The organism is Bacillus inaquosorum (genome assembly GCF_023238325.1).
Taxonomy (GTDB): Bacteria; Bacillota; Bacilli; order Bacillales; family Bacillaceae; genus Bacillus; species Bacillus inaquosorum.
In genome coordinates, this window is sequence record NZ_CP096592.1 from 2,565,953 (window position 1) to 2,590,104 (window position 24,152).

The window sequence follows — 24,152 nt, forward strand, 5'->3', positions numbered from 1 at the left end:
TTATCCCCCATTTTTTATTGCTGTAAAATCTTTTCAAGCAATGTGTCATCAAATTGTTTTTCTTTCAGCATTTCAATCTCAAAACGGTATGGCGGTTTTTTATTCTTTTTATCTTCACCGACATACGGCGTTTCAAGGATTTTCGGAATGTCTTTTAACTGCTCATGGTGAACAACATACTGCAGTGCGTCAAATCCGATTTCACCAAAGCCGATGTTTTCATGGCGGTCTTTTCTTGCGCCTTTGACATTTTTGCTGTCATTAATATGAAGCACTTTAATACGGTCAATGCCGACGATTTTATCAAACTCAGTCAGCACTCCATCAAAGTCTTCGACAATGTTATATCCGGCATCATGTGTATGGCACGTGTCAAAGCATACTGACAGATGCTCATTGTGTGTAACGCCATCGATAATCTGCGCAAGCTCCTCAAAGCTTCTGCCGCATTCAGATCCTTTTCCTGCCATTGTTTCTAATGCAATCTGGACATTTTGATTCGGATCAATCACTTCATTTAAGCCTTCAATAATTTTCTTGATGCCTGCTTCAGCTCCCGCTCCTACGTGAGCGCCTGGGTGAAGGACAATTTGCTTCGCTCCGATGGCAGCTGTCCGTTCAATTTCAGAACGAAGAAAATCGACACCAAGCTCAAAAGTGGACGGATTTGTCGTGTTGCCAATATTAATAATATAAGGCGCGTGTACGATAATCTCGTCAATACCGTTTTCTTTCATGTGTGCCCGGCCAGCTTCTATATTCAAGTCTTCAATTTTCTTTCGGCGCGTATTTTGCGGTGCGCCTGTATAGATCATAAACGTGTTCGCCCCATAAGAAACTGCCTCCTGGCTTGCGGCCAGAAGCATATGTTTTCCGCTCATAGAGACGTGTGAGCCTATTCTCAACAACAGGTTCCCCTACTTTCTTTTTTTAGATTGGTTTCTTCTCTGTTTTTTCTTGATTTTCTCCATCTCGTAGCTCATTTTCTTTTTATATCCAGGCTTAACCTTCTTCGGCTTTTTCACGAGACGATGTGCAATTTCATCCGCTTCGTTCGACGTTTTTTTACGCTTTTTGCGGCGCTGGCGGTCATCGCCTTTTTTCCACTCGCCCTTTTCAAGCTCCAAGTAATCAAATTCAATGCCCATTTTCTCAAGCCTGACTAATGAATCCTCATCAGAGAGCTCATAAATGGTCATCGCTTGTCCTGATGAGCCGGCGCGAGCCGTTCTGCCCACACGGTGAACATAAAAATCAAGATCATCCGGCAGCTCATAGTTGATAACATGGCTGACACCTTTAATATCAATGCCTCTTGCGGCAAGGTCAGTCGCAATGACATAAGTGAATTCCAAATCATTGATCTGCTTCATGACTTTTTTCCGCTCACGAGGCGTTAATCCGCCGTGCAGCAGCCCGATTTTCATGCCTTTTCCAGTCAGATATTGAGCGATATGGTCAGCCGTGTTTTTCGTATTGGCAAACACAATGCCCAGGTATGGATTCAGATGAGACATGATGTCAAAAAGGAGCTTGTCCTTGTCACGATGTTTCGAAGGAATGAGAATATGCTCGATCTTCGAAGCAGTCACCTGTTTTGGCTCCACGTGGGCGTATTTCGGATTTTCCATATATTTTTTCAAAAATGGTTTCAGCTTTTCCGGAATGGTCGCTGAGAACACAAGCATTTGCAGATCCTCAGGCATGCGTGAACCGATGTAATCTACATCTGCAAGGAATCCCATATCCAGCATTAAATCCGCTTCATCAATGACGAGAGATTCCGCTTTATAAACACTTAACGCCTGTTCTTTGATTAAATCGGCAATACGTCCTGGCGTACCGACGACAAGATGAGGCTGTGTTTTCAATTTATCAATTGATTTTTGTTTATCTGTGCCTCCGATAAAACATTTCGAGCGAATCTGACTGCCTTCTTCACCTTGTGTGATTTTAAGTGCTTCCTGATGAATCTGGTTGGCAAGCTCTCTTGTCGGAGCCGTAATGACAACCTGAACGACATCCTTAGAAGGATCGATTTTGTTTAATAAAGGCAGTAAATAAGCGTGAGTCTTTCCGGTTCCCGTCTGAGACTGGCCGATGACGCTTTCTTTTTTTAACACTGCAGGAATCAGCCTTTTCTGAATATCAGTCGGTTCATAAAAACCAAGGCGGTGCACTGCATCTATAATAAACGGTTTCAATTCATAAAGTTCAAATTTAGTTTCTTTCATTTTTCCCAGCTCCTTAAAGCGGCACATTATGCGTCCATCATCACATTATACCCGATTTTGCTTAAAAACACCACGTTTGGAAGGCGTTTGTTTTATTCAGTTATGTAAAGCAAATACCGCAGCCCATGCATATTCTAATAGCAGAGAGAGCTGAAAGGAGGTACAAGTATGTTTTCACCGCAGCAGCCGATGAGAAATTATCCGCAGCCCGGACCGCCCCGCCCCATGCCAAATCAGCGAATGATGGGCAGAAGACCGCCTAATTTGCAAAGACCTTCATTTGGACCGCAGCAGCAAGGTTTTCAGCAATCCGGACAATTTCTTCCTCAGGCAAATGCCGGAGCGAGAAATGGTGCGGGCGGAGGCTTAAAAGGAATGCTGTCAAAGTTCTTACCCGGCGGAGGAGGCACTGGCGGCGCCGGAGTTCCAGGAGCAGGCACAGCAGCGAGCGGAGGAGCAGGTCTGCAAGGCATTCAAAATATCGCCAATCCTGCATCTTTATCCAGTATGCTTGGGAATGTGCAAAAAGTGCTCGGCATGGCGCAGCAAGTCACCCCCATGATCCAGCAGTACGGCCCATTAGTCCGCAATCTGCCAGCAATGATAAAGCTGTACAGCCAGTTAAGTAAAAGTGATGATACAGAGAGCAATGAGGAAAATGAAAAGCAAACAGAGTCAGAAGAAACCTCGGAAACCGAGAACGAGGCTGAAGCAAAAACATCAGATGGGAACAAAAACTCAAAACCAAAAAGTTCTTCTCCACCGAAGAAATCAAAAACATCTGACAGTAAAGAACAAGAATCAAAAACATCTGCCCCGAAGAAAAAAGAAGCTGTCTCTCCTGCTTCGAAAAGAACATCAGGCAGATCAAAGCCGAGATTATATATTTAACATTCTTTGATATCTGAAGTGAGATTGGCTATAATGAGATCAGAAGAATGCAAGAATAGAGCCGTTTGATTACGGCTTTTTATATTGCCTTTACTCACTTCAGTATTGGAGGACTACCGAAATGGACGTAATTAAAATTTCACCGCGCGGCTATTGCTATGGCGTTGTTGATGCTATGGTCATTGCCAAGAACGCGTCACTTGATAAAAGCTTACCAAGACCCATCTATATACTCGGGATGATTGTTCATAATAAACACGTTACTGATGCGTTTGAAGAGGAAGGAATCTTTACTTTGGACGGCGCTAATCGTCTGGACATCCTGAAGCAGGTTGACAAGGGAACTGTCATTTTCACTGCGCACGGCGTTTCTCCCGAAGTCAGAAAAATCGCTGAAGAAAAAGGATTAGTCGCAATTGATGCCACATGTCCGGACGTGACGAAAACTCACGATTTAATTCTAGAGATGAAAGAAAAAGGATATCACGTGATCTATATCGGCAAAAAAGGGCATCCGGAGCCAGAAGGAGCCGTTGGCGTAGCGCCTGAGATCGTTCACTTAGTTGAAACAGAAGAAGATGTGAAAAACCTTGATATCCAAGCAGAGAAATTAATTGTGACGAATCAAACAACGATGTCTCAATGGGATGTTCACGACATCATGGAGCTTGTAAAAGAGAAATATCCTCATGTCGAATATCACCAGGAGATTTGCCTCGCTACTCAAGTGCGGCAGGAAGCTGTATCAGAACAGGCGAAAAAAGCAGACTTAACGATCGTTGTCGGTGACCCGAAAAGCAACAATTCCAATAGGCTCGCGCAAGTGTCTGAGGAAATAGCCGGCACAAAAGCATACCGAATCGGCGACCTAAGCGAATTAAAACTCGAGTGGCTGAAAGGTGTTCATACCGTTGCCGTTACTGCCGGGGCTTCAACACCAACGCCGATCACAAAAGAAGTCATTCGCTTTTTGGAGCAATATGATCATGAAGATCCATCAACTTGGACAACTGAACACAATGTTCCGCTCAAAAAAATACTACCGAAAGTAAAAGCAAAAAACTGAGGCTGTTAAAGCCTCAGTTTTTTTATAGAAATGTAAATGGATTTGTATCTGTCTCAGAAATAAAGATATTCACGTCCAGCTTTTTCTCTTTGCACAATGCCGTCAGTTTTCTCGTGACGCCTTTTTTCATGATTTTTTCCGCATAATGGCCCGGATCAACAACATTCAGGCCAAGCATCATCGCATCATGGGCCACATGGAAGTATAAATCTCCTGTAACGTAAACATCGGCTCCCTTCCGTTTCGCATGATGAATATACTTGTTACCATCTCCGCCAAGAACAGCTACCTTCTTCACTATGCTGTCAGCCTCACCCACCATTCTAACGCCATTTACTTCAAGCTTGTCTTTCACAAATAAAGCGAATTCCTTGAGCGTCATCTCATTTTTAAGTGTTCCGACACGGCCGAGCCCTTTTTCGGCAAGAGACTGCTCAACAGGATAAATGTCGTAAGCGACTTCTTCATATGGATGGCTTTTTATCATTGCTCTTATAACAGCTTTTTCGATGCTTTTAGGAAACACAGTCTCAAGCCTTACTTCATGAACAAGCTCAAGCTCTCCCACTTCACCAATAAAAGGCTTGGCGCCGTCTAATGGCTTAAAGCTGCCGATTCCTTCAGACGAAAACGCGCAATGGCTGTATTCGCCGATATGGCCGGCTCCCGCATTTCCGAGCGCCGCTCTGACCTGCTCTTCATATTCCTTCGGCACATATACGGCCAGCTTTTTCAGAGGATCAGTATAAGTAGGCGCCAGCACTTCCGTCTCACTCAACTCTAATGCTTCAGCAAGCAAATCATTCACGCCGCCGTCCGCAACGTCTAAATTTGTATGAGCAGCATAAACTGCGATATCATGCTTCAAACACTTTTCAATTAACCTTCCAGCAGGCTGATCTGTTGAAATATGCTTTAGCGGCCTGAAAATAGGAGGATGGTGTGCAATAATCAAATCAACCTCTTTTTCAATTGCTTCATCGATAACGCTCTCCAACACATCAAGTGTAACCATCACATTTTTAATCGGTTTGTTTAAGGTGCCGATTTGCAGTCCGATCTTATCGCCTTCGACCGCATAGGCTTTCGGGGAAAATTGTTCAAACAGCTGGACGATCTGCTGCCCATTTACGGTTTTAGCCATGATCGATAACCTCCTTTAGCAGCTCCATTCGATCGGCGAGCTCCTTTAATTTTTGTTTATTTTGCTCTGTAGTTGCAGCTCGGCTGATCTGTTCATAAATGCTTTGTGTGTGCTCAAGCTCTTGTGTCCATTTTTTCAAAAAGACAGCATTCTTTTCTTTTGCCAAGAAAGGGCCGACGAGCATTCCGGCTGATAAAGAAATACCGGCATAAGCCGCATCTCTGTCTCCCGCTTCGGCGACAAGCACCTCATAGCACTTTCCGTCCTCTTCAAGGATCACCTCGTCTATCAACGCATATCCTTCTTTATAAAGCCACTCTCTGATATGAACAGCATGAATATTCGGCTGTAAAATAAGCCGTTCCTTTCCCGTTAATTTGTCTTTACCCGCTTCTAAAATGTGAGCGATCAAAGATCCGCCCATCCCGGCAATCGTAATGGCATCGGCTTCACCTTTTTTAATGACTTCCAGGCCGTCTCCCTGCCTTACAGAAATGTGCGAGCTTAAGCCTGATTTTTCAACCTGCCGCTTGGCAGACAAAAATGGGCCGTCTGTTATTTCTCCGGCAATTGCTTTGCTTGCTTTATGATTCAGCACCGCATAACAAGGAAGGTAAGCGTGGTCAGACCCGATATCGGCCATCACCGCTCCATTCGGTATGTACTCAGCTACTGTTTGCAATCGTTTAGATAATTTTAATTCGTTCACTTGTCATCACAACTTTTCTCAATCATTTTTTCCTTTTCTATCATATAAAAAATCAGCCAGGAATCCAAGCTGAGCGAATGATTTTAAGATTATTTCTTTTGATGCGGCTCTACTACGCGGCAGACAAAAATAAAAGGCTGTCGAGAACATCTCGGCGGCCTGAGAACGTATAAGGAGAAAGATAGATCTTTTATTTAATTTTTGATACCCATTCTGCCATATCATCCAGCTTATCGGCCGGAACAAGACCGGAAGGCATTCCATTACCGCCTTTTTCGATCTTTGTTTTAATTTCAGCGACATCTTTCTTATCCCCTACACCTTTTAAGCTAGGACCCGAAACACCTTCATAATTTTCACCGTGGCACGCGATACAGTTTGCCTTGTATATATCCTCCGGTGAAGCGTTTGCATCATCTTTTTCAGCAGATTTGCTTTCTCCGCCGCTTGCAATCTCTCGAGAGTCATCAAGCCCCTTTACTGATAAAAAGAAAGTCAGACCAATACCTAAAACAGCGATCAGTAAAAATGGAATAAGCGGATTCCATTTCATTTCCCTTCCCCCTTTTTGATCCTTCCCCCTATGTAAACACTTCTAATTCTAACTTATTTTTACAAAAAGTAAATGGATTGATATACAAAAGTTTTTTATTCACACTTTATACAAAATTGAATAGAAGCATGCTTATTTCTCTGATATCCTTTTTATTCTATTGTATAATGTATTGTATACGCTTACAATAGAAAATATGGATTCAGTTTTGAAATTTTTCGCCACAATGTTCATTTGCAAATGACATCATTTTTCAGTAAAATAAAGACATATTATCCATATATCTTTTTGAAAAAAAGAAGAACGGATCTGCAAGACCCGTTCCATCTTATTCGAGGAAATCTTTCAAACGTTTACTTCTGCTAGGATGTCTTAGTTTCCGCAACGCTTTAGCTTCGATTTGTCGAATACGCTCTCTCGTTACTCCAAATACCTTGCCGACCTCTTCTAATGTTCTTGTACGGCCGTCATCAAGACCGAATCGAAGACGCAATACATTTTCTTCACGATCAGTTAACGTATCAAGCACATCTTCCAGCTGCTCTTTCAATAGCTCATATGCGGCGTGGTCTGAAGGTGAAGTTGCTTCTTGATCTTCAATGAAATCACCAAGATGCGAGTCATCCTCTTCACCAATCGGTGTTTCCAGCGATACCGGCTCTTGTGCAATCTTTAAGATTTCGCGTACTTTTTCAGGTGTTAAATCCATATCTTCCGCAATTTCTTCGGGTGTTGGTTCTCTGCCTAAATCTTGCAGTAATTGACGCTGCACACGGATTAATTTATTAATGGTCTCAACCATATGAACGGGAATCCGGATCGTTCTCGCCTGATCGGCAATGGCGCGAGTAATCGCCTGTCTGATCCACCACGTAGCATACGTACTGAATTTATAACCTTTGCGGTAATCAAATTTTTCAACGGCTTTCATCAGACCCATGTTGCCTTCCTGAATCAGGTCAAGGAACAGCATTCCGCGTCCGACATACCGTTTTGCGATACTGACAACAAGCCGCAGGTTCGCTTCAGCCAATCTGCGTTTAGATTCTTCGTCACCTTCTTCAATCTTCTGAGCGTAGGCGATTTCTTCTTTTGCAGAAAGAAGGTTAACCCGGCCGATTTCCTTTAGATACATACGAACTGGGTCATTGATTTTGACACCAGGCGGTACACTTAGGTCATTAAGGTCAAATTCTTCTTCGGCTTTGGCAAGCTGCTGAATATTAGGATCTTCTGTTTCTTCATTCTCACTAATTAATTCAACACCTTGTTCACCTAAAAATTCATAATACTCATCCATTTGGTCTGATTCAATTTCAAAGCTGGACATACGCTCGGCAATTTCTTCATATGTCAAAACGCCACGTTTTTTACCAGACTCTGTTAATTGCTCTTTTACTTGGTCGAATGTTAATTCTGTCTCGTGGGTTTGTTTATCAGCCATTATGGATCCCTCCTTCCAAAGCTTGCAACGAATTCTATAAGCGGTATGATTCTTATTCGGTCCATTCAGGCGTTTTCTATGTGAACTGCCTTTAACAATGTGCGAATAATGATATGACAATTCATGATGAGGTCAAGCGATCTATTTGCTCCTCCGCAAGGAATCATTGCCAATAAATGCTTCTCACCAGTTTATCTAGTTATTTTAAAGATCGGTTCAATGTAACGATTTCTTGAGCCAGGGAAGCAGCTCTTAAAAAATCTTTTTGCCTTTCGGCTTCGGCTCTTTCCGCCTCTTTTTCTTTTATCATTGACCAATTTCTGTGATTCAACACTTTTTTTACATAATCTGATAACTCGGCTTCGCTGAGCTCTTGATTGACCTGAAGCATTAAAATATCAGACAAGAGCTGGCTTATATGATCATCCGTCACTCTGGCCATCAGATGCTGAGGCGTCAGCTCGGCTCCCTCCTCATAAAAAGCGTAAAGATAGGCGGCTAATGCGCGGTGCTCATCAATATTAAATTGAAAGCCTACCCGGTCAATCACTTTTTTGATGACGCTTCGATCTCGAAGCATGTGGGCGAGTAACAGCCTTTCCGCATTTTCATACGCCGGACGCAGACGTTTTTGCCTTGCTTTTGTCGTCAGATGCGCTCGCCGTGTTTTCGTTTCACCGCCACCATTGTCAGCAGGTTTGTTTTGCTTGCTGAAAACAGTCAGCTGCTCAGTTAAAGACTCCTGTGAAAGCGAAAACTCTGAAGCAAGCTGTTTTACATAGACTTCCTGCTCAAGAGACCCTGAAAGCGTGTTGATTTCTTTCAGTACGTCTTTAATGTAAGCTAAGCGATCGCCTTCATCGGACAGGTTCTTTCCTTTTCGGAAATATTGCATTTTGAACGCCATCACGGTGACACTAGCGTTGATAATGTCGTTTTTAAATTTGTCCCCGCCGAACTTTTTGATGTAATCATCAGGGTCCAATCCGTCAGGAATCATTGCAACTCTGACTTTGCAGCCTTTATTTTGCAGAAGCTCAGAAGCTTTTAAGGTGGCTTCATAACCGGCTTTATCAGAGTCATAGCAAAGAATGATTTCTTCGACATTTCTTCTCAGTATCTTGACATGATCATCTGTCAGAGACGTTCCCATCGTGGCTATGCTCTCTTTTACACCCGAGCTTACGGCCGATATGACATCGGCAAACCCTTCAAATAAGACTGCTCTTTCCTGCTTTCTGATATGAAGGCGGGCCTTATAAAAATTGTAAAGCAGTTTACTTTTATGAAAGAGCGGTGTTTCAGGACTATTCATATACTTAGGCTGCTGGCTGCCAAGAGCCCTGCCTGAGAATGCAACAACAGCCCCGTGATGATCATGGATCGGAAACATGACGCGGTTTCTGAAACGGTCAAAATATCCGCTTCCGTCTTCGCGTCTGATCAGGAGTCCCGCTTTTTCCATTTGCGCCTCACTAAAGCCCCTCTTCACGAGAAATTTCGTGATGAAGTCCCAAGAATCAAGGGCATAGCCGATCTGAAATTCATCAATCAGCTCTTTTGTAAAGCCCCTGGAAAGCAGATAATCCAATGCCTCTTGACCTTCTTTTGTATTTATTAACAAATGATGGTAAAATTTCTTCAGGAGCTCATGAGCCTCAGCCATTTTTTGATCTCCAGAAGATTCTGGCCGAGCTCCGGAATGGACTGTTATATCATCTGGAAAATCAATTTGGTATTTGTCAGCAAGGTGAGAAACAGACTCAGCAAATGAATAGCCTTCCATCTGCCTTAAAAAAGAGAAAACATTGCCGCCCGCTCCGCAGCCAAAGCAATGAAAAATCTGTTTGTCGGGCGATACGGAAAACGAAGGTGTGCTTTCTCCATGAAAAGGACAGAGTCCAAAGTAGTTTCGGCCTTGCTTCTTTAATTGAACATAATCACCTATGACTTCAACGATATCTGCCGACTTTTGTACCTGATCCACAATTTCATCTGGTATCCGATTTCCCATCTTATAACACTCCGTCGTACATTATTCGATGCTTTAGTGCAAAATCCCTTCATCGTTCGACAGGATTTTTTGCAGCAGTGTAATAAATCGTTCTCGATCTTCATTATTCAATTTTTTAGGCCCTTTGGCGTATATGCCTTTTCTCCTTTGTTTGCCTGAAAAATGACGGCTCTCAAGAGCAAAATCAATCGTGTCTTCTTTGTAAAGACGCCCTCTTTCCGACATGACGGAGACATTTCTGTTCAACAGCAGGGATGCTAATCCGATGTCCTGCGTCACAACGATATCTCCCGGTTTTACGTGATTTGCGATATATAAATCAGCAGCTTCTTTATGAGGATCAACATACTTCCATTTTTCTTCCTTACTTCTGGAAAGCTGATAATGTTCAAATGAAGCGACAAAAAGAACTTGGACTTCATAATCGGATGCTGTTTGTAAAATTTCATCTTTTACCGGACAGGCATCAGCATCGACAAAAATCGTCTTTTCTTGTTCATTAAGAAGAGTAATTCTCCATCCCTCCATTAAACTCCTGCATAAAAGCAAGCAAAATCGCACATCCTTTATCATTGCGGATGTACATAAATTTGTCGAAAAATTTTCGGGAGAAATTCTTGACATCTTACCCATAATAGTTTATTCGTATCACACGAACCTTAAACCTAAAATTAATCATTTTATCACAATTTTTTATTATAATACAAACTTCACAAAGATGCTATTGTTTTTCATTATTCCCTTTTGGCATAGCCAAAAACCCAGGATAGAGCGTCCTGAGTTACATGTTTTTTGTTTTGAGATGATGGATGATATTCGCTGTTTCTTCAACCGCTTTATTTGAAACATCAACAACCTGGCACCCGATCCGATCCACAATCTTTTCGAAATATTCCAGTTCCTCTTTGATTCTGTTGATATTTGCATAGATCGCTTTGTCATTAAGCCCGAGTGATTTTAACCGTTCTTTTCTGATATGATTCAGTTTATCCGGGCTAATCTTTAAGCCGATGCATTTTTTCGGATCAACGTTAAAGAGTTCTTCCGGCGGGTCAACCTCGGGAACAATCGGAACATTGGCAACCTTTAGGCGCTTGTGGGCGAGATATTGAGACAACGGTGTTTTAGACGTTCTTGATACGCCGATCAAAACGATATCAGCTTTTAAAATCCCTCTTGGATCACGTCCATCATCGTATTTAACTGCAAACTCGATGGCCTCCACTTTTTTGAAATAGTCTTCATCAAGCTGGCGCACCCGCCCCGGTTCGTATTTCGCTGTTAAACCGTAGGCTGTTTCCATTTTATCAATTAACGGGCCGATAATATCATAATATAAAACATTTGCTTTTTCCGCTTCGGCAATCAAATATTCTCTGATTTCCGGCACCACAAGTGTAAAACAGATAATGCCGCCGTCTGCCTTTGCAAGTGAAATCACTTCATTGATAGTGCCTATATCTTCAACATAAGGAATTCTTCTTACATGTGTATCGTCCGCTGAACCGTTAAATTGGCTGAGCGCTGCTTTTACTACCAATTCAGCCGTTTCACCGACTGAATCCGATACGACATAGATGATGCGGTTATTCATATTATCCCCCCGTTAGTTTGCGATCTTATAGGATTTCATTTTCAGATAAACTGACAAGTATTTTTGTCATATTCGTTTTTGTCACTCTGCCGATCACTTCAAAGCCTTTATCGGTATCTTTGATGACAGGCAGTGCATCAATTTGTTTTTCTATTAAGTGCTTTGCAATGTCCATCACATAATCCTCGCGCCTGCACACCGTAATGTTCGGCATCCTTGTCATAATGATGTGAACAGGGACTGATGTAAGCTCCTGCTGGCCAATGCTCGCTCTCAGCAAGTCTTTTCGTGAAAGCACCCCGACTAAAACAGCATCGCGGTCCACCACAAACAGAGTACCTACATCTTCTAAAAACATGGTGCAAATCGCATCGTACACAGAAACGTTTTCGTGAATCACAACGGGGATAGATTGAAAGTCTTTCACCTGAAGCTTTTTGAGTTTATCTGCCAAAAGCTGTGTGCCGGTTTTTCCAGTGTAGAAATAACCGACTCTCGGGCGCGCCTCGAGGAATCCTGACATGGTGAGTATGGCTAAATCCGGACGCAATGTTGCCCTGGTTAGGTTCAGCTTTTCTGCAATATGCTCCCCTGTAATCGGCCCGTTTTCTTTTACAATCTGCAAAATATGTTCTTGCCGTTTATTTAGTTCGATCGTACTCACCACCTTTTCACTTCATATCTATGTAAAGAAACAATAATCCATATTATATCGTAAATATCTTGTAATCAAACAAAAAAACTTATAAATGGGGAAAAGACGATTACCGATCACACAGCAACCGCCTTTTCTCTCTTTATTTTACAATAAGGGCATTCATATTCGCAAAGGACTTGATCTCATCCGCCAAGTTTACCATTTGCGCTAGTCGGTTTGCCTTTAATGTCTCGTTATCCGCTATAACCATTGTATGATCGAAGTATGCATCGATCGGTTCTTTTAAGGCTGAAAGTGAAGAAAGGGCCGCCTCGTAATCTTTTTTACTGAAACTTTCCTGCAGATTTTGCTTCGCTGTTTGATAGGCATCAAACAGTTTTGCTTCGTATTCATTTTCAAATAGATCAGGCTGAATGTCTCCGCGGACTCCTTTTTTGCTGATAGAAATCACTCGGCCTAAAGCTTCCGCTGTTTCCTTAAAGCCCGGCGCACCAAGTTTTTGTTCCAGCACTTGTGCTTTATGCAGCGCTGAGTATGGCTCAAGCTCAGAGCTTTCCAGCACGGCATCGATGACATCGTGTCTGATCTGTTCAGCATTCAAGACATATTTCAGGCGCTGAGTGAAGAAATCCAGCAATTCATTTTCTTTATCGGTTTGTACGAAAGTAAGCAGCTCTTCAAACGAAATTCCCCAGTTGCGGTCAAGAAGAATTGCAACAATACCGCTCGCTTGGCGGCGCAGCCCGTAAGGATCCTGAGAACCGGTCGGAATAACACCGATAGAGAAGAATGAAGTGATTGTGTCAAGCTTATCCGCCATTGCTACAACTGCTCCGATGAAAGTAGAAGGCGTTTCTCCGCCTGCTGATCTAGGCATATAGTGTTCGTTGACTGCCGTAGCCACTGCTTCATCTTCACCAAGCATTCTCGCATACTTTTCACCCATAATTCCTTGAAGCTCAGGGAATTCGTATATCATATGAGTGACAAGGTCGAATTTAGAAATTTCAGCAGCTCGCTTCACATGTTTTAATGTATCTTCATCAGCTTGAAGACGAACGGCAAGCTTCTCTGCGATTGAAGTGACTCTTCTAACCTTATCAGCAAGAGAACCAAGCTCTTCATGGAAAACAATGTTTTCAAGCTTCTTCACGTTTGCATCAATGTTTAGTTTCTGATCTTCCTTGTAGAAGAATGAAGCATCAGATAAACGCGCGCGCAGCACTTTTTCATTGCCTCGGGCCACATTTTCGATCGCGTGGCTGTTGCCGTTTCGGACTGTGATAAAGTGAGGCAACAAATCACCGTTCTTGTCTTTGACAGGGAAGTAGCGCTGATGCTCTTTCATTGTCGTGACAAGCACTTCCTCAGGAATTGACAGAAACTCAGATTCAAATGAACCGTAAAGAGCTGTCGGATATTCTACTAAATGATTCACTTCATCAAGAAGGTCTTCGTCAACTGGAATGCTCCAATTGTTTTCTGCAGCCATCGCTTCCAGCTGAGATTGAATCATTTGTTTCCGGACGTTAGGATCAGCAATAACGTGCTGTTCTTTCAGCTGCTCTTCATAAGCTGAAGGTGATTCAATTGACACTTCATGTCCAAGGAAACGGTGTCCCTGTGTTGTCCGTCCAGACTCAACGTTTGTGATAGAAAATGGAATGACATCCTGTCCAAATAAAGCAACAATCCATTTGATTGGCCGGATATAACGCAAATCTTCATTTCCCCAACGCATGTTCTTCGGGAAATGCAAGCTCGTAACTAAGCCGCTCAGTTCCGGAAGAAGCGATTTCGTTTCTTGGCCGGCTTGGAATTTTTGCACGAATACATACTCTGTGCCTTTCACTTCTTTAATGTACAGGTCTTCCACATTCGCGCCTTGGCCTTTTGAAAAGCCGATCGCCGCTTTTGTCCAGTTGCCGTCTGCATCAAGAGCAATTTTTTTCGCAGGCCCTTTCGCTTCTTCTTTTATATCAGCCTGCTTTTCTGCTACATCTTTTACAAAGACAGCGAGACGTCTCGGTGTATTGAAGAGCTTTACTTCACCGTGATTAATATTTTTTTCTGTAAGCCAGCCTGTCAGCTTCTCACCAAGCTGAACCATGCTTTCATTCAAAAAGCGCGCCGGCATTTCCTCTAATCCGATCTCTAAAAGTAAATCCTGTTTACTCATGAGAAGAACCCTCCCCTTTAAGCATTGGGAACCCTAGTTTTTCTCGTTCCTCATAATAGGTTTTTGCTACTTTTCTCGCTAAATTCCGCACTCTTGCGATATAGCCTGTCCGTTCGGTAACAGAGATCGCACCTTTGGCATCAAGCAGGTTGAAGGTGTGCGAGCATTTCAGCACATAGTCATATGCAGGGTGAACAAGTCCGTTGTCCATTTGCTTAATCGCTTCTTTTTCATACGTGCTGAACAATTGGAACAGCATATCGACATCTGACGTTTCAAACGTATAAACGGAATGCTCGTATTCCGCCATCATGAATAAATCTTTCACTGTAAAGCCGGACGTCCATTCCAAGTCGAAAACATTTTCTTTATCCTGGATATAAGACGCAAGACGCTCAATTCCGTACGTAATTTCTACAGAAACCGGTTTACATTCAAGTCCTCCGACCTGCTGGAAATACGTAAATTGTGTAATTTCCATTCCGTCAAGCCATACTTCCCAGCCTAGACCCGCACAGCCTAAAGACGGATTCTCCCAGTTGTCTTCAACAAAGCGGATATCATGCTCAAGCGGATCAATTCCAAGAGCGCGCAATGAATCTAAATACAGCTCTTGAATGTTATCAGGAGACGGTTTAATAATGACCTGAAATTGATGATGCTGATACAGTCTGTTCGGGTTCTCCCCGTATCGTCCGTCAGCAGGGCGTCTGGAAGGCTCTACATAAGCCACTTTCCACGGCTCAGGCCCAATACTGCGCAAAAATGTATACGGGCTCATCGTGCCGGCCCCTTTTTCTACATCGTAAGCCTGCATAAGCACACAGCCCTGACTGGACCAATGCTTTTGCAAGGTTAGAATCATGTCTTGAATGTTCATTTCAAGCACCTCCACTTTTCCTTCATAAGATGACTGCGGCAGCAACCAAAAAACTCCCGTCTCTATGCTTGCCAGCCGCAAACATAGGGACGAGAGTTCTCCCGCGGTTCCACCCTAGTTGCTGAGATCAAAATCCCAGCCTCTTTTTTTAAAATTGCTCAAGAATGCCTTTCGTTGCGCGCTCATCCTTAGCTTACACCGCCCTAAGGTCGCTTTCATGAGGTAAACGCAAGTACTTCTTTCTCTCACTGCAACATATTTTATAATAAATGATCATATAAAAAGATGGACCAGATGTCAACTTTTGTTTTCACCCATAAGATGTTTCATGCTTTCCATTTGATCTAAAAAGCGCTTTGATTTTAAATATAACCCTGAATATTCCTCATAATATAAATCAATCACTTGCTTCAATTCAGCTTTTGTTTCCTGTTTTAAGGACACATTGCCCAGCCTCGACAGATCGAAGTAATAAAACAGCCTCAACAGCCTTGCCGTTTGCGGTTTAATCGGAATCCTGTAAGGATCTTTTTCAAAACAACGATGGCAAATAAACCCGTTATCACGGACAGAGAAATGAAATGTCCCGTCCTGGCTTTTACAATGCACACAGTGATTCAGCTCGGGATACAGCCCCATGACACCGAGCATCTTCATTTGAACAATGAAGATGATGACATCCGGATCTGTTCCTTCATTCAGCTGTTTAAACGATTCTAAAATGAATTCAAACAAATAAGGGTTTGGCTTTTTTTCTTCTGTGCCTCTGTCGACTAGCTCAGCAATATACGCAGCATATGCGGTTAAAAACAAATCTTCCCTGATGCCTCTCATGCTGAGGATCATTTCACCCTGCTGAAGCGTTCCGAGGCCCGTTGTTTTTTGCATTAAGAATGAACCATACAAAAAGGGCTGGCTGACTGCTGATAAACGGCTGTTCGGTTTTTTGGCGCCTCTTGCCATAACACCTATTTTTCCGTGTTCTCTTGTCAGTAAAGTAACGATTTTATTCGTCTCTCCGTAATCGTTTGTGCGAAGAACGATTCCTTCACATTTTGTCAGCATTTCCGCACCTTCCTAAAGCAGGAGCGGCCAAGAGGTTTATAAAATTGGATAATCAAATCGGGCTAGCTCATCTTCTAGTTCTTCGGGTCTTTCCATGTTCTCTTTTTCCAGCTCTTTAAAAAGAAGATACGTATCAACATTTCCTGTTTGAGAAAATACGTTCCAGGTAAAATTCAACACAAGAAACCCACCTTTCTGTAGTTAAACTAGCTTACCTAAACTCCAAATTCTTACCTTTATCTTGACCAGATGTCCTCCATTTCATGTTAAACAAAATTTGCTAATGCATCCCTGTTCCTGTGAGATAATGACACAGCAAGAGATTAATATTCGTCCTCTTTGAAGCCAAAATCGCGAAGCTGGGACATTTTATTGCGCCAGTCTTTCTGCACTTTGACCCACAATTCAAGGTAGACACGGGAGCCTAACAGTGCTTCAATATCCGCTCTCGCTCTTTTTCCGACCTCTTTCAGCAGACTTCCTTTTTTCCCGATCACAATGCCTTTTTGAGAATCACGTTCGACCACAATCGTTGCCGCTACATGCACAGAACCGTTGTCCTGCCCTTTTATGGATTCGATGGCCACCGCAATGCTGTGCGGGATTTCTTCTCTCGTCAGATGCAGCACCTTTTCTCTGATTAATTCAGAAATGATAAAGCGCTCCGGGTGGTCAGTTACCTGGTCACTTGGATAGAATTGCGGCCCTTCCGGCAAATATGCTTCAATCTGGGCGAGCAATGTTTCGATATTATTTCCTTCTAAAGCAGAAATCGGAACAATTTCCTTAAAAGGATAACGTCCGCGGTATTCGTCAATTAACAGAAGCAATTGATCAGGATGAATTTTGTCAATTTTGTTTACGATTAAAAATACAGGCGTAGACATCTTCTGCAATTTCTCAATGATGAATTCGTCGCCCTTCCCGTAGCCTTCCTCTGCATTGATCATAAACAAGATCAGATCGACTTCTTTTAATGTATTTTGCGCCACTTTCATCATAAAGTCCCCAAGTTTATGCTTAGGCTTATGAATCCCTGGTGTGTCAATAAAAATCGTTTGTGATGTGCCTGTCGTCAGAACTCCTTGCACCTTGTTTCTCGTCGTTTGGGGCTTATCGCTCATGATCGCGATTTTTTGTCCAATGACTCTGTTCAAAAATGTAGACTTTCCTACGTTTGGTCTTCCAATAATGGATACAAATCCTGATTTAAAACTTTCGTTCGTCATGTAAATCCTCCGATGAAAATGCGCCTGGCAATAATTCTTCCACAGTCATTTCTTTTATTTGTCCTTGTAAATTAGTCAGTACGACAATAACGTCCTTTGTGCAAAGCTCAGAAATCACCTGGCGGCAGGCTCCGCACGGAGATACCGGTCCAGGGGTGTCAGCCGCAACGGCCAGCATCTGAAACTCTGTATCCCCTTCAGAAACAGCTTTAAATAAAGCGGTACGCTCAGCGCAATTGCACATGCTGTATGCCGCGTTCTCGATGTTGCAGCCTCTGTACACTTTTCCATCCTTGGTAAGAAGAGCGGCTCCTACTTGAAACTTGGAATACGGCGCATATGCCATATCACGCGCTTTTAAAGCTTCTGTTATTAATTCTTGTTTGTTCATGTGTACATGTTCCTCTCTTACCTATAATGGTACCGCTATCACTTTATATTTTACATAATCGCGCGCTTTTTTTCACGCCCATTTCTAAAAATGTAAAATAAATGTAAGAATTTTCAGCCATTACAGCTTTGGCAAAAAAATAAGTAAACCAATGATACACGAAATGACAGCAAAAACGCAAACAGCCCCGGCGGCAGCGTCCTTAGCCGCTTTAGCAAGAGGGTGATGTTTGTCTGTTATTAAATCAACCGTATGTTCAATGGCTGTATTTAAAAGCTCAAGCGAAAACATTCCGCCGATCAAAAGGAAAATAATTGCCCACTCAATCGGGCTGAGCTCCACAAGGAAGCCGCAAATAAGAACAGCGCAGGCGGCTGCGGCATGAAATTGGAAATTCCGCTCCGTCCGCGCTGTTTCCCATATGCCCCGGCCTGCATGCACGAAGCTTTTGAAGAATCGCTTCAGCTCATTTCTATGATCTCTTGAGTCCATAAGCGTCCAGCAAATCCTTTTGCTTAGTAAACATCTCCTCTTCTTCCTCTTTCGTCATATGGTCATATCCTAAAAGATGCAGAAATCCGTGCACGGCAAGAAACCCGAGCTCTCTCTTAAAAGAATGATTATACTCTTCGGCCTGCTCCCTTGTGCGATCTGCACTGATGATAATATCACCTAAAACCGGCGGCATTTCCGCGCCTACGATTTCAACCTCGCCTTCTCCCTCTTCTTCAAGAGCAAATGAGATGACGTCTGTCGGCGCATCCTTTCCGCGATAGTCTTTATTAATCTGCTGTATGTCTTCATTGGTAACAATCGTGACAGAAACTTCAGCCTGATCCTGAACACCTTCACGCTCAGCGGCAAATTGAAGCAGATTTTCTACTTCTTTGAGCATCTCTTCTGAGACACTCCCCGTTTCATCAACGATATCAATCAGTAAACTCATCTATTTCACCTTCTTAGTAGCCTCCGGATATTCGATCCGGGAGTGGAAAATTCCTTTTAATGTTGCACAGAGCGTTTTTGCGATTGTATCAAGCTCTTTAAATGTCAAATCGCATTCGCTGAACTGTCCGTCCTGCAGCTTATCGGATATAATACCCCGGACAAGCTTTTCAATTCGTTCAGGGTTTGGGTTATGCATGGATCTGACGGCCGCTTCAACACTGTCAGCCACTGATATAATCGCGGCTTCCTTTGACTGCGGCTTCGGTCCCGGATAACGGAACTCTTCTTCTGTAATCTGATCGCCTTTTTCCTTCGCTTTATAATAAAAGAACTTTAAAAGCGAGGTTCCATGATGCTGCTCAGCAATGTCGACAAGCTCTTTCGGAAATTTATAGCTTCTCAGCATGTTCGCACCGTCAGTGGTATGCGAAATGATGATATTTTTACTTAGCTGAGGAGACAGCTTGTCATGCGGATTATCAATATTCATTTGGTTCTCAATAAAATATTGCGGCCGCTTTGTTTTTCCGAGATCGTGGTAATACGCGCCGACTCTTGCAAGCAAGCCATTAGCCCCAACCGCCTCACAGGCTGCCTCTGACAAATTGGCGACCATTACACTGTGATGATATGTACCTGGTGTTTCTGTTAGTATTTTACGCAGCAGCGGATGGTTAGGATTAGACAGCTCGATCAGCCTCATAGTGGATAAAATGCCAAAGCCTGTCTCAAAAAACGGCATCAGCCCGATGATCAATACAGACGAAGCAAATCCCGATACAACCCCCATCAGCATTAACGTGCCGATTTCAAGACCCGACAGCGCAGTGTTTTGGATCAATAATAAGGAAAGAACGACAACCATATTGATAAACGCCACGAAAAGCCCTGTCTGCAAAATCTTTGATCTGGCATTGTGTTTTCCTAAAAATAAAACACCTGAAATCCCGCTGATCAAATAATAAATTCCGATGACATAATTAAATGTACCTGTCACACCCTGATTAAACATCATACTTCCGCAAATCGCAAGAATGATACTTCCCAAAATGGCGATGCGTTCATTCATCAGCAGTTTGATTAGAATCGCGCCGGCCGCAATAGGAACAAGATAACCGATATTATTATATTCCATCTTCTGAAATAAACTGACGACCTCCATGATCACAAGCAAAAGCGTTGTGATAATGGAGAAAAGCAGGATGGATTGGTTTTTAACCTTCAGGTTTTGTTTCTGTTTTTCAAAATAATATACAAGTGTTGCAATGAAAAGTCCGATCATAATCAATAGGCCGCTGATCGGCTTAAAGAGATTTGAGTTATTTAACAACCCGGTCAGCTCGAGTTTTCTGTACACTTCCCGATCAATGAGGTCATTTTCTTCCACGAGCACCTGGCCCTGTTTGATCTGAACCTGCTGGACATTGTCTGACGCTTCCTGACGCTTTGCCTCTGTCGCTTTCGGATCAAAGACGTAATTCGGAATAATAGCAAAACGCCCGATTTCTGTCGCTGCTCCCAAGTATTTAGACGGAATAGAATTGCTCTTTAGCTCTTTTTCTACTTTATCCTTTGCATCAGATAGTTTATCCGACGGGATTTCACTGCTCATGACCGTATTCACTGCCGTAATGACCGTATCTCTGACGAAAGAAAAGTCTTCACTGTCTGCTTTCAGCAATGTCTTGATGGAATCCTCTGAAATAGAATCATTCACATCTGACGTCAGTTTGTTCTTCACAGACTTAACCATTGATTTTTCCGACGGTGATTTGCTGTCTTCTTCCGCCGATTTTTTCACTTCGCTGATACTGTCGAATATAGATGACACAAGGTCAATCCGATTGTCTGTATATTCTTTTTTCAATGTATATTGATCTTCAACCGCGTCCTCAGCGGCTTGCTTTTTTTCCTCTGTGGCTTTTTGATCTTCCACGGTTGCCGGAGCATAAATGGTCTTGTCGCTGACTGAAAACAGGTCTAAATCAAGTGTTTCCGGCTTAACATGTACAAAGAGCAAAGCAAACATAATAACAGCCAGCAGAAGATACAGCAGGACATGCATGGAGCGGGCATTTTTAAAGCTGCTCCATTTGTTTGGTCTGCTTTTGGTCTTCCCCTTCTTTTTCAACACAAGAACCTCCTCTTGAAACATCAAGCCCATAAGCAATCATAAAAATGACCCGATAACGCGCGATCGGGTCATTCAGCATTAATTTTGCTTATCGTATGCTTCAATAATTTTCGCAACAAGCGGATGTCTGACCACGTCTGTCTGGTCTAGCTCAATCATAGAAATGCCGTCTATGCCTCTCAGCATCTCCTTCGCTACTGCAAGTCCCGATTTGACGCCTTTCGGCAGATCAATTTGGCTAACGTCACCTGTAATGATCATTTTAGAGCCAAAGCCCAGTCTCGTCAAAAACATTTTCATTTGAGCAGGCGTGGTATTCTGTGCTTCATCAAGTATAACATAAGCATCATCAAGCGTCCGTCCCCTCATATATGCAAGCGGAGCAATTTCAATGATGCCTCTTTCCATTAGACGTTCTGTATGATCTGCCCCAAGCACATCATGAAGAGCGTCATACAGCGGGCGCAAATAAGGATCTACTTTCTCTTTGAGGTCACCTGGCAGAAAACCGAGGCTTTCACCGGCTTCCACGGCAGGTCTTGTTAAAATGATTTTTTTGATATGTCCGTTTTTTAAAGCATGGACTGCTTTTACGACAGCCAGGTACGTTTTCCCGGTTCCCGCCGGGCCGATGCCGAATACAAGGTCATTCCGCTTCATGGCGGCCACGTATTCCCGCTGTCCTATCGTTTTTACACGGATTGATTTGCCTTTTGCGTTTTTTGTAATTTCTTCTTCGTACATGCTTTCAAAGTATTCAAGTTCATTCTTCTTTGCCATTTTGACGGCGTAAATCACATCACGTTCAGAGATCTCTATCCCCTTGCGAATTAAAGCGAGGAGCGATCCCAGCAGCTTATCTGCAATCTGAAACGATTCTTCATCGCCTGAAACATAAATCGTTTCGCCGCGCGTAATGATATTTACATTCAGATCTTTCTCCATCAATTTCAAAAAAGAATCTTGGTTCCCGAACAGTGAAAGCGCCTCGTCCGGGCTTTTCAGTTTTTGATTCATCGCAAGTAAATGTTCTGTCATTCTTCAGTCTCCCTGACAATAGGTGTGGTTTGAACGATATCTTCTATAACTTGGTAGAGAATAATCAACTTTACTTTACCATTCTCAACAGTCTGGTGCAAAACTTTTTCACTTTTCACCTCGCCGTTTTCGCCTATTTTATCCTCTACATCCAGTTTACCCATTTTTATGCCTTCTTGAACTGCTTCTTCTTTCGTATATTTTCGCAAAGCTTCTTCACTTTCTCTCGTTTGCTCTTTGATATAAGATATAGGGAGCTTAAATCCGAGAAAATTCAGCGAATGCTTTTCTTGTTCTGTTTTTGGGTGCTTCAATTCCTCTTTTTTAAATGTCATACCCCAGATCGGGATGGCCAAAGAGCCAAAAGAAAGCTTGTGCTTTGTCCTTACTTTGCCCGTATAGACGTTAAATAATGTTTCAAGCGGGACTGTCACTTCAGATTTGTACCAGGTTTCTCCGTAGATTTCTGCTTTTGAGGCGACTTCCTGCTGTTGCTCTTCGCTGCCGATGAGTCCTGAAACAAGTAGCTGTCCCTTTTCCACATGATCGTGGATTGCGGCCATCGGCTGTCCTTTTTGTACAAACATTCTTGTAATGGTTGCTTTCTTTTTGGCGACAATATCGCGCGGGCTTACATACTTTTCTTTTTCGGGCTCATTTTTCTCCACGACTTTCATATGAATGGTCGTCCCCTTCAGATCAACACCGACCCAGGTGATATTGTCTATTCCATTAGTTAACGATTTTTGGATTTTTTCGGGCGACATCATTAAAAACTGCAGACGCCCCTTTTTGACGCCGATTTCATTAAGATGCTGCATCATTTGATGTTCCGTTTCCGGCTTAGCGCCTGTCACATCAATTTTCCACACCATATTGGAAAGCAAAAACAAAAGGATGAAAAACATTGCAAAACCGATCGTAAACCCTATATTCAGCTTTGATTTCAGTAACAGGAAAGGGAATCCCTTCCTATTAATAAATCGGGCTTTACATTTAAATTTTCTTCTCACCCGCCGAAAGGCATGTACATCCTGAAGCTGTATATATAACGATACGGCTTCTTTCTTTTTTTTGACATGAAAGACCGGAATCCCCTGTCTTGTGCATTCATTAAGAAGCCGTTCAATCCCTCTTCCCGTCAATTCAAGCTGGACCTTACCCGAAAAAAAAGACAGCCATTTATTTTTCACAACATTTCCCCCTCGGCTTTATGACTCAACATATCGAACGACATCAATCGTACCCTCCAAAAGAATTTCTTCCGGAAGAATCGCCTTGATGACAAAGTTTTTTCCTGATATGATGCACTGGCCCTGCTTCAGCATCAGCCTCACTTCATTCTCACTGAAAAGCAAAAGACCTCTATGGTTTTCTATGTAGATATGAAGTCTGCCAACCATTGTAATCCGCGGCAGATCCATCATAACGTCCGGGGGAATTTCCAATGCTCTTGTCAGCCAAGCTTTCACACGATTCTTTCTTTGCCCCATACAAAAAGAACCCCCTTTCATCTCATATGTATGATTTGAAAGGAGGTTCTAACACTTTAATTTTTACGGGCCGAGCGCATCGTATGGTGAGGTTTTTTCGCCCTTGGAGGCCCGAATACCTCTCCTAAGACGATCCCCTGTACCACAGTGTCTTTATTAACCTGGAGCATTTTTTGTTTTGTGTATACTGCTTTTTGTTTACCTGCAGTAAGATCACGTTCCAGCCCTTTCAGGTTTCTTTCTGTTTCCCTGCGTCTTTCTTCCGCTTCCCGTCTTACCTGTTCCATGCGGTTAGGAATAGGGACAGATACTTCTTCTGCCTGCTTCTTTTGAGGAGAAGCAGTTTGCATCTGCTGAGGCTTTTTTCTGTTTTGGCTGCTTTTCTTTTCTTCTTTGTTCTTTTTGCCGAAAATTGCAGAAATGATTCCGATAATCGCTGCAATAATAAGCGGATTGGTCAGTATATCTTCCATCAGAGTTCTCCCTTC

The 24,152-nt window shown here is 42.8% G+C and carries 25 protein-coding genes and 1 other annotated feature; of the genes, 2 read left to right on the forward strand and 23 right to left on the reverse strand.

Features of this window, described 5'->3' with window-relative positions:
- Positions 1-14: 14 nt before the first annotated feature.
- Both M1M80_RS12880 and cshB read right to left on the reverse strand, forming a co-directional pair.
- On the reverse strand, positions 15-908 hold the full coding sequence (locus M1M80_RS12880) for a deoxyribonuclease IV (protein ID WP_032731890.1): 894 nt from the start codon (positions 906-908) through the stop codon (positions 15-17).
- A gap of 9 nt (positions 909-917) precedes the next feature.
- A complete protein-coding gene (gene cshB, locus M1M80_RS12885) occupies positions 918-2,234 on the reverse strand; it encodes a DEAD-box ATP-dependent RNA helicase CshB (RefSeq protein ID WP_060399039.1) in 1,317 nt (438 codons plus the stop codon).
- A gap of 168 nt (positions 2,235-2,402) precedes the next feature.
- On the opposite strand from cshB, the gene vrrA reads away from it, so the two are divergent.
- Positions 2,403-3,125 carry a VrrA/YqfQ family protein gene (gene vrrA, locus M1M80_RS12890; RefSeq protein ID WP_060399040.1) on the forward strand — a complete coding sequence of 241 codons (723 nt, stop codon included), beginning with the start codon at positions 2,403-2,405 and terminating at the stop codon, positions 3,123-3,125.
- Positions 3,126-3,246: 121 nt separating this feature from the next.
- Complete coding sequence (locus tag M1M80_RS12895) at positions 3,247-4,191, forward strand: 4-hydroxy-3-methylbut-2-enyl diphosphate reductase (protein ID WP_060399041.1); 945 nt, start codon at positions 3,247-3,249, stop codon at positions 4,189-4,191.
- Between the two features lie 22 nt (positions 4,192-4,213).
- On the opposite strand, the gene M1M80_RS12900 is transcribed toward M1M80_RS12895, so the two are convergent.
- From M1M80_RS12900 to M1M80_RS13000, 21 genes are all read right to left on the reverse strand, one after another.
- The gene (locus tag M1M80_RS12900; RefSeq protein ID WP_060399042.1) at positions 4,214-5,335 is read right to left on the reverse strand and encodes a Nif3-like dinuclear metal center hexameric protein; all 1,122 of its coding nucleotides are present in this window, start codon (positions 5,333-5,335) and stop codon (positions 4,214-4,216) included.
- Entirely contained in the window at positions 5,328-5,978 is a 651-nt protein-coding gene (gene trmK, locus M1M80_RS12905) for a tRNA (adenine(22)-N(1))-methyltransferase TrmK (protein ID WP_003237050.1), read from the reverse strand. The genes M1M80_RS12900 and trmK overlap by 8 nt, the downstream gene beginning before the upstream one ends.
- A gap of 256 nt (positions 5,979-6,234) precedes the next feature.
- Positions 6,235-6,597 (reverse strand): cytochrome c550, encoded by a 363-nt coding sequence (cccA, locus tag M1M80_RS12910; protein ID WP_003237051.1) that lies wholly within the window; start codon positions 6,595-6,597, stop codon positions 6,235-6,237.
- A gap of 328 nt (positions 6,598-6,925) precedes the next feature.
- On the reverse strand, positions 6,926-8,041 hold the full coding sequence (rpoD, locus tag M1M80_RS12915; protein WP_003226225.1) for an RNA polymerase sigma factor RpoD: 1,116 nt from the start codon (positions 8,039-8,041) through the stop codon (positions 6,926-6,928).
- Positions 8,042-8,240: 199 nt separating this feature from the next.
- Positions 8,241-10,055: a DNA primase gene (gene dnaG, locus M1M80_RS12920; RefSeq protein WP_060399043.1), complete on the reverse strand. Its 1,815-nt coding sequence runs from the start codon at positions 10,053-10,055 to the stop codon at positions 8,241-8,243.
- A 33-nt stretch (positions 10,056-10,088) separates the two neighbouring features.
- Positions 10,089-10,583, reverse strand: coding sequence for a YaiI/YqxD family protein (locus M1M80_RS12925; protein ID WP_003237054.1), 495 nt, complete (start codon positions 10,581-10,583; stop codon positions 10,089-10,091).
- A gap of 253 nt (positions 10,584-10,836) precedes the next feature.
- The gene (locus M1M80_RS12930; RefSeq protein ID WP_003237056.1) at positions 10,837-11,649 is read right to left on the reverse strand and encodes a pyruvate, water dikinase regulatory protein; all 813 of its coding nucleotides are present in this window, start codon (positions 11,647-11,649) and stop codon (positions 10,837-10,839) included.
- A gap of 25 nt (positions 11,650-11,674) precedes the next feature.
- The gene (gene ccpN, locus M1M80_RS12935; RefSeq protein ID WP_003237058.1) at positions 11,675-12,313 is read right to left on the reverse strand and encodes a transcriptional regulator CcpN; all 639 of its coding nucleotides are present in this window, start codon (positions 12,311-12,313) and stop codon (positions 11,675-11,677) included.
- Between the two features lie 133 nt (positions 12,314-12,446).
- Entirely contained in the window at positions 12,447-14,486 is a 2,040-nt protein-coding gene (glyS, locus tag M1M80_RS12940; RefSeq protein ID WP_060399044.1) for a glycine--tRNA ligase subunit beta, read from the reverse strand.
- Complete coding sequence (gene glyQ, locus M1M80_RS12945) at positions 14,479-15,366, reverse strand: glycine--tRNA ligase subunit alpha (protein ID WP_003226213.1); 888 nt, start codon at positions 15,364-15,366, stop codon at positions 14,479-14,481. The genes glyS and glyQ overlap by 8 nt, the downstream gene beginning before the upstream one ends.
- Positions 15,367-15,448: 82 nt before the next feature.
- Positions 15,449-15,624, reverse strand: a binding site (T-box leader).
- 39 nt (positions 15,625-15,663) lie between these two features.
- Positions 15,664-16,431 carry a DNA repair protein RecO gene (gene recO / locus M1M80_RS12950; RefSeq protein WP_060399045.1) on the reverse strand — a complete coding sequence of 256 codons (768 nt, stop codon included), beginning with the start codon at positions 16,429-16,431 and terminating at the stop codon, positions 15,664-15,666.
- 36 nt (positions 16,432-16,467) lie between these two features.
- Positions 16,468-16,611: a YqzL family protein gene (locus M1M80_RS12955; RefSeq protein WP_003230053.1), complete on the reverse strand. Its 144-nt coding sequence runs from the start codon at positions 16,609-16,611 to the stop codon at positions 16,468-16,470.
- A 143-nt stretch (positions 16,612-16,754) separates the two neighbouring features.
- Entirely contained in the window at positions 16,755-17,660 is a 906-nt protein-coding gene (gene era, locus M1M80_RS12960; RefSeq protein ID WP_003226207.1) for a GTPase Era, read from the reverse strand.
- On the reverse strand, positions 17,641-18,051 hold the full coding sequence (locus M1M80_RS12965; protein ID WP_060399046.1) for a cytidine deaminase: 411 nt from the start codon (positions 18,049-18,051) through the stop codon (positions 17,641-17,643). The genes era and M1M80_RS12965 overlap by 20 nt, the downstream gene beginning before the upstream one ends.
- A 120-nt stretch (positions 18,052-18,171) precedes the next feature.
- Positions 18,172-18,543: a diacylglycerol kinase family protein gene (locus tag M1M80_RS12970; RefSeq protein WP_003237069.1), complete on the reverse strand. Its 372-nt coding sequence runs from the start codon at positions 18,541-18,543 to the stop codon at positions 18,172-18,174.
- Positions 18,524-18,997, reverse strand: a complete 474-nt coding sequence (gene ybeY, locus M1M80_RS12975; RefSeq protein ID WP_003237071.1) for an rRNA maturation RNase YbeY — start codon at positions 18,995-18,997, stop codon at positions 18,524-18,526. The genes M1M80_RS12970 and ybeY overlap by 20 nt, the downstream gene beginning before the upstream one ends.
- Positions 18,998-21,133, reverse strand: a complete 2,136-nt coding sequence (gene pgpH / locus M1M80_RS12980; RefSeq protein WP_080429034.1) for a cyclic-di-AMP phosphodiesterase PgpH — start codon at positions 21,131-21,133, stop codon at positions 18,998-19,000.
- Positions 21,134-21,211: 78 nt separating this feature from the next.
- Positions 21,212-22,171 carry a PhoH family protein gene (locus tag M1M80_RS12985; protein WP_060399048.1) on the reverse strand — a complete coding sequence of 320 codons (960 nt, stop codon included), beginning with the start codon at positions 22,169-22,171 and terminating at the stop codon, positions 21,212-21,214.
- The gene (gene yqfD, locus M1M80_RS12990; RefSeq protein WP_019258924.1) at positions 22,168-23,364 is read right to left on the reverse strand and encodes a sporulation protein YqfD; all 1,197 of its coding nucleotides are present in this window, start codon (positions 23,362-23,364) and stop codon (positions 22,168-22,170) included. Before yqfD ends, M1M80_RS12985 begins: the two co-directional genes overlap by 4 nt.
- Positions 23,365-23,382: 18 nt before the next feature.
- Positions 23,383-23,664, reverse strand: coding sequence for a sporulation protein YqfC (gene yqfC / locus M1M80_RS12995; protein ID WP_003237082.1), 282 nt, complete (start codon positions 23,662-23,664; stop codon positions 23,383-23,385).
- Positions 23,665-23,720: 56 nt separating this feature from the next.
- Positions 23,721-24,137 carry a hypothetical protein gene (locus M1M80_RS13000; RefSeq protein WP_060399049.1) on the reverse strand — a complete coding sequence of 139 codons (417 nt, stop codon included), beginning with the start codon at positions 24,135-24,137 and terminating at the stop codon, positions 23,721-23,723.
- Between the last annotated feature and the right edge of the window lie 15 nt (positions 24,138-24,152).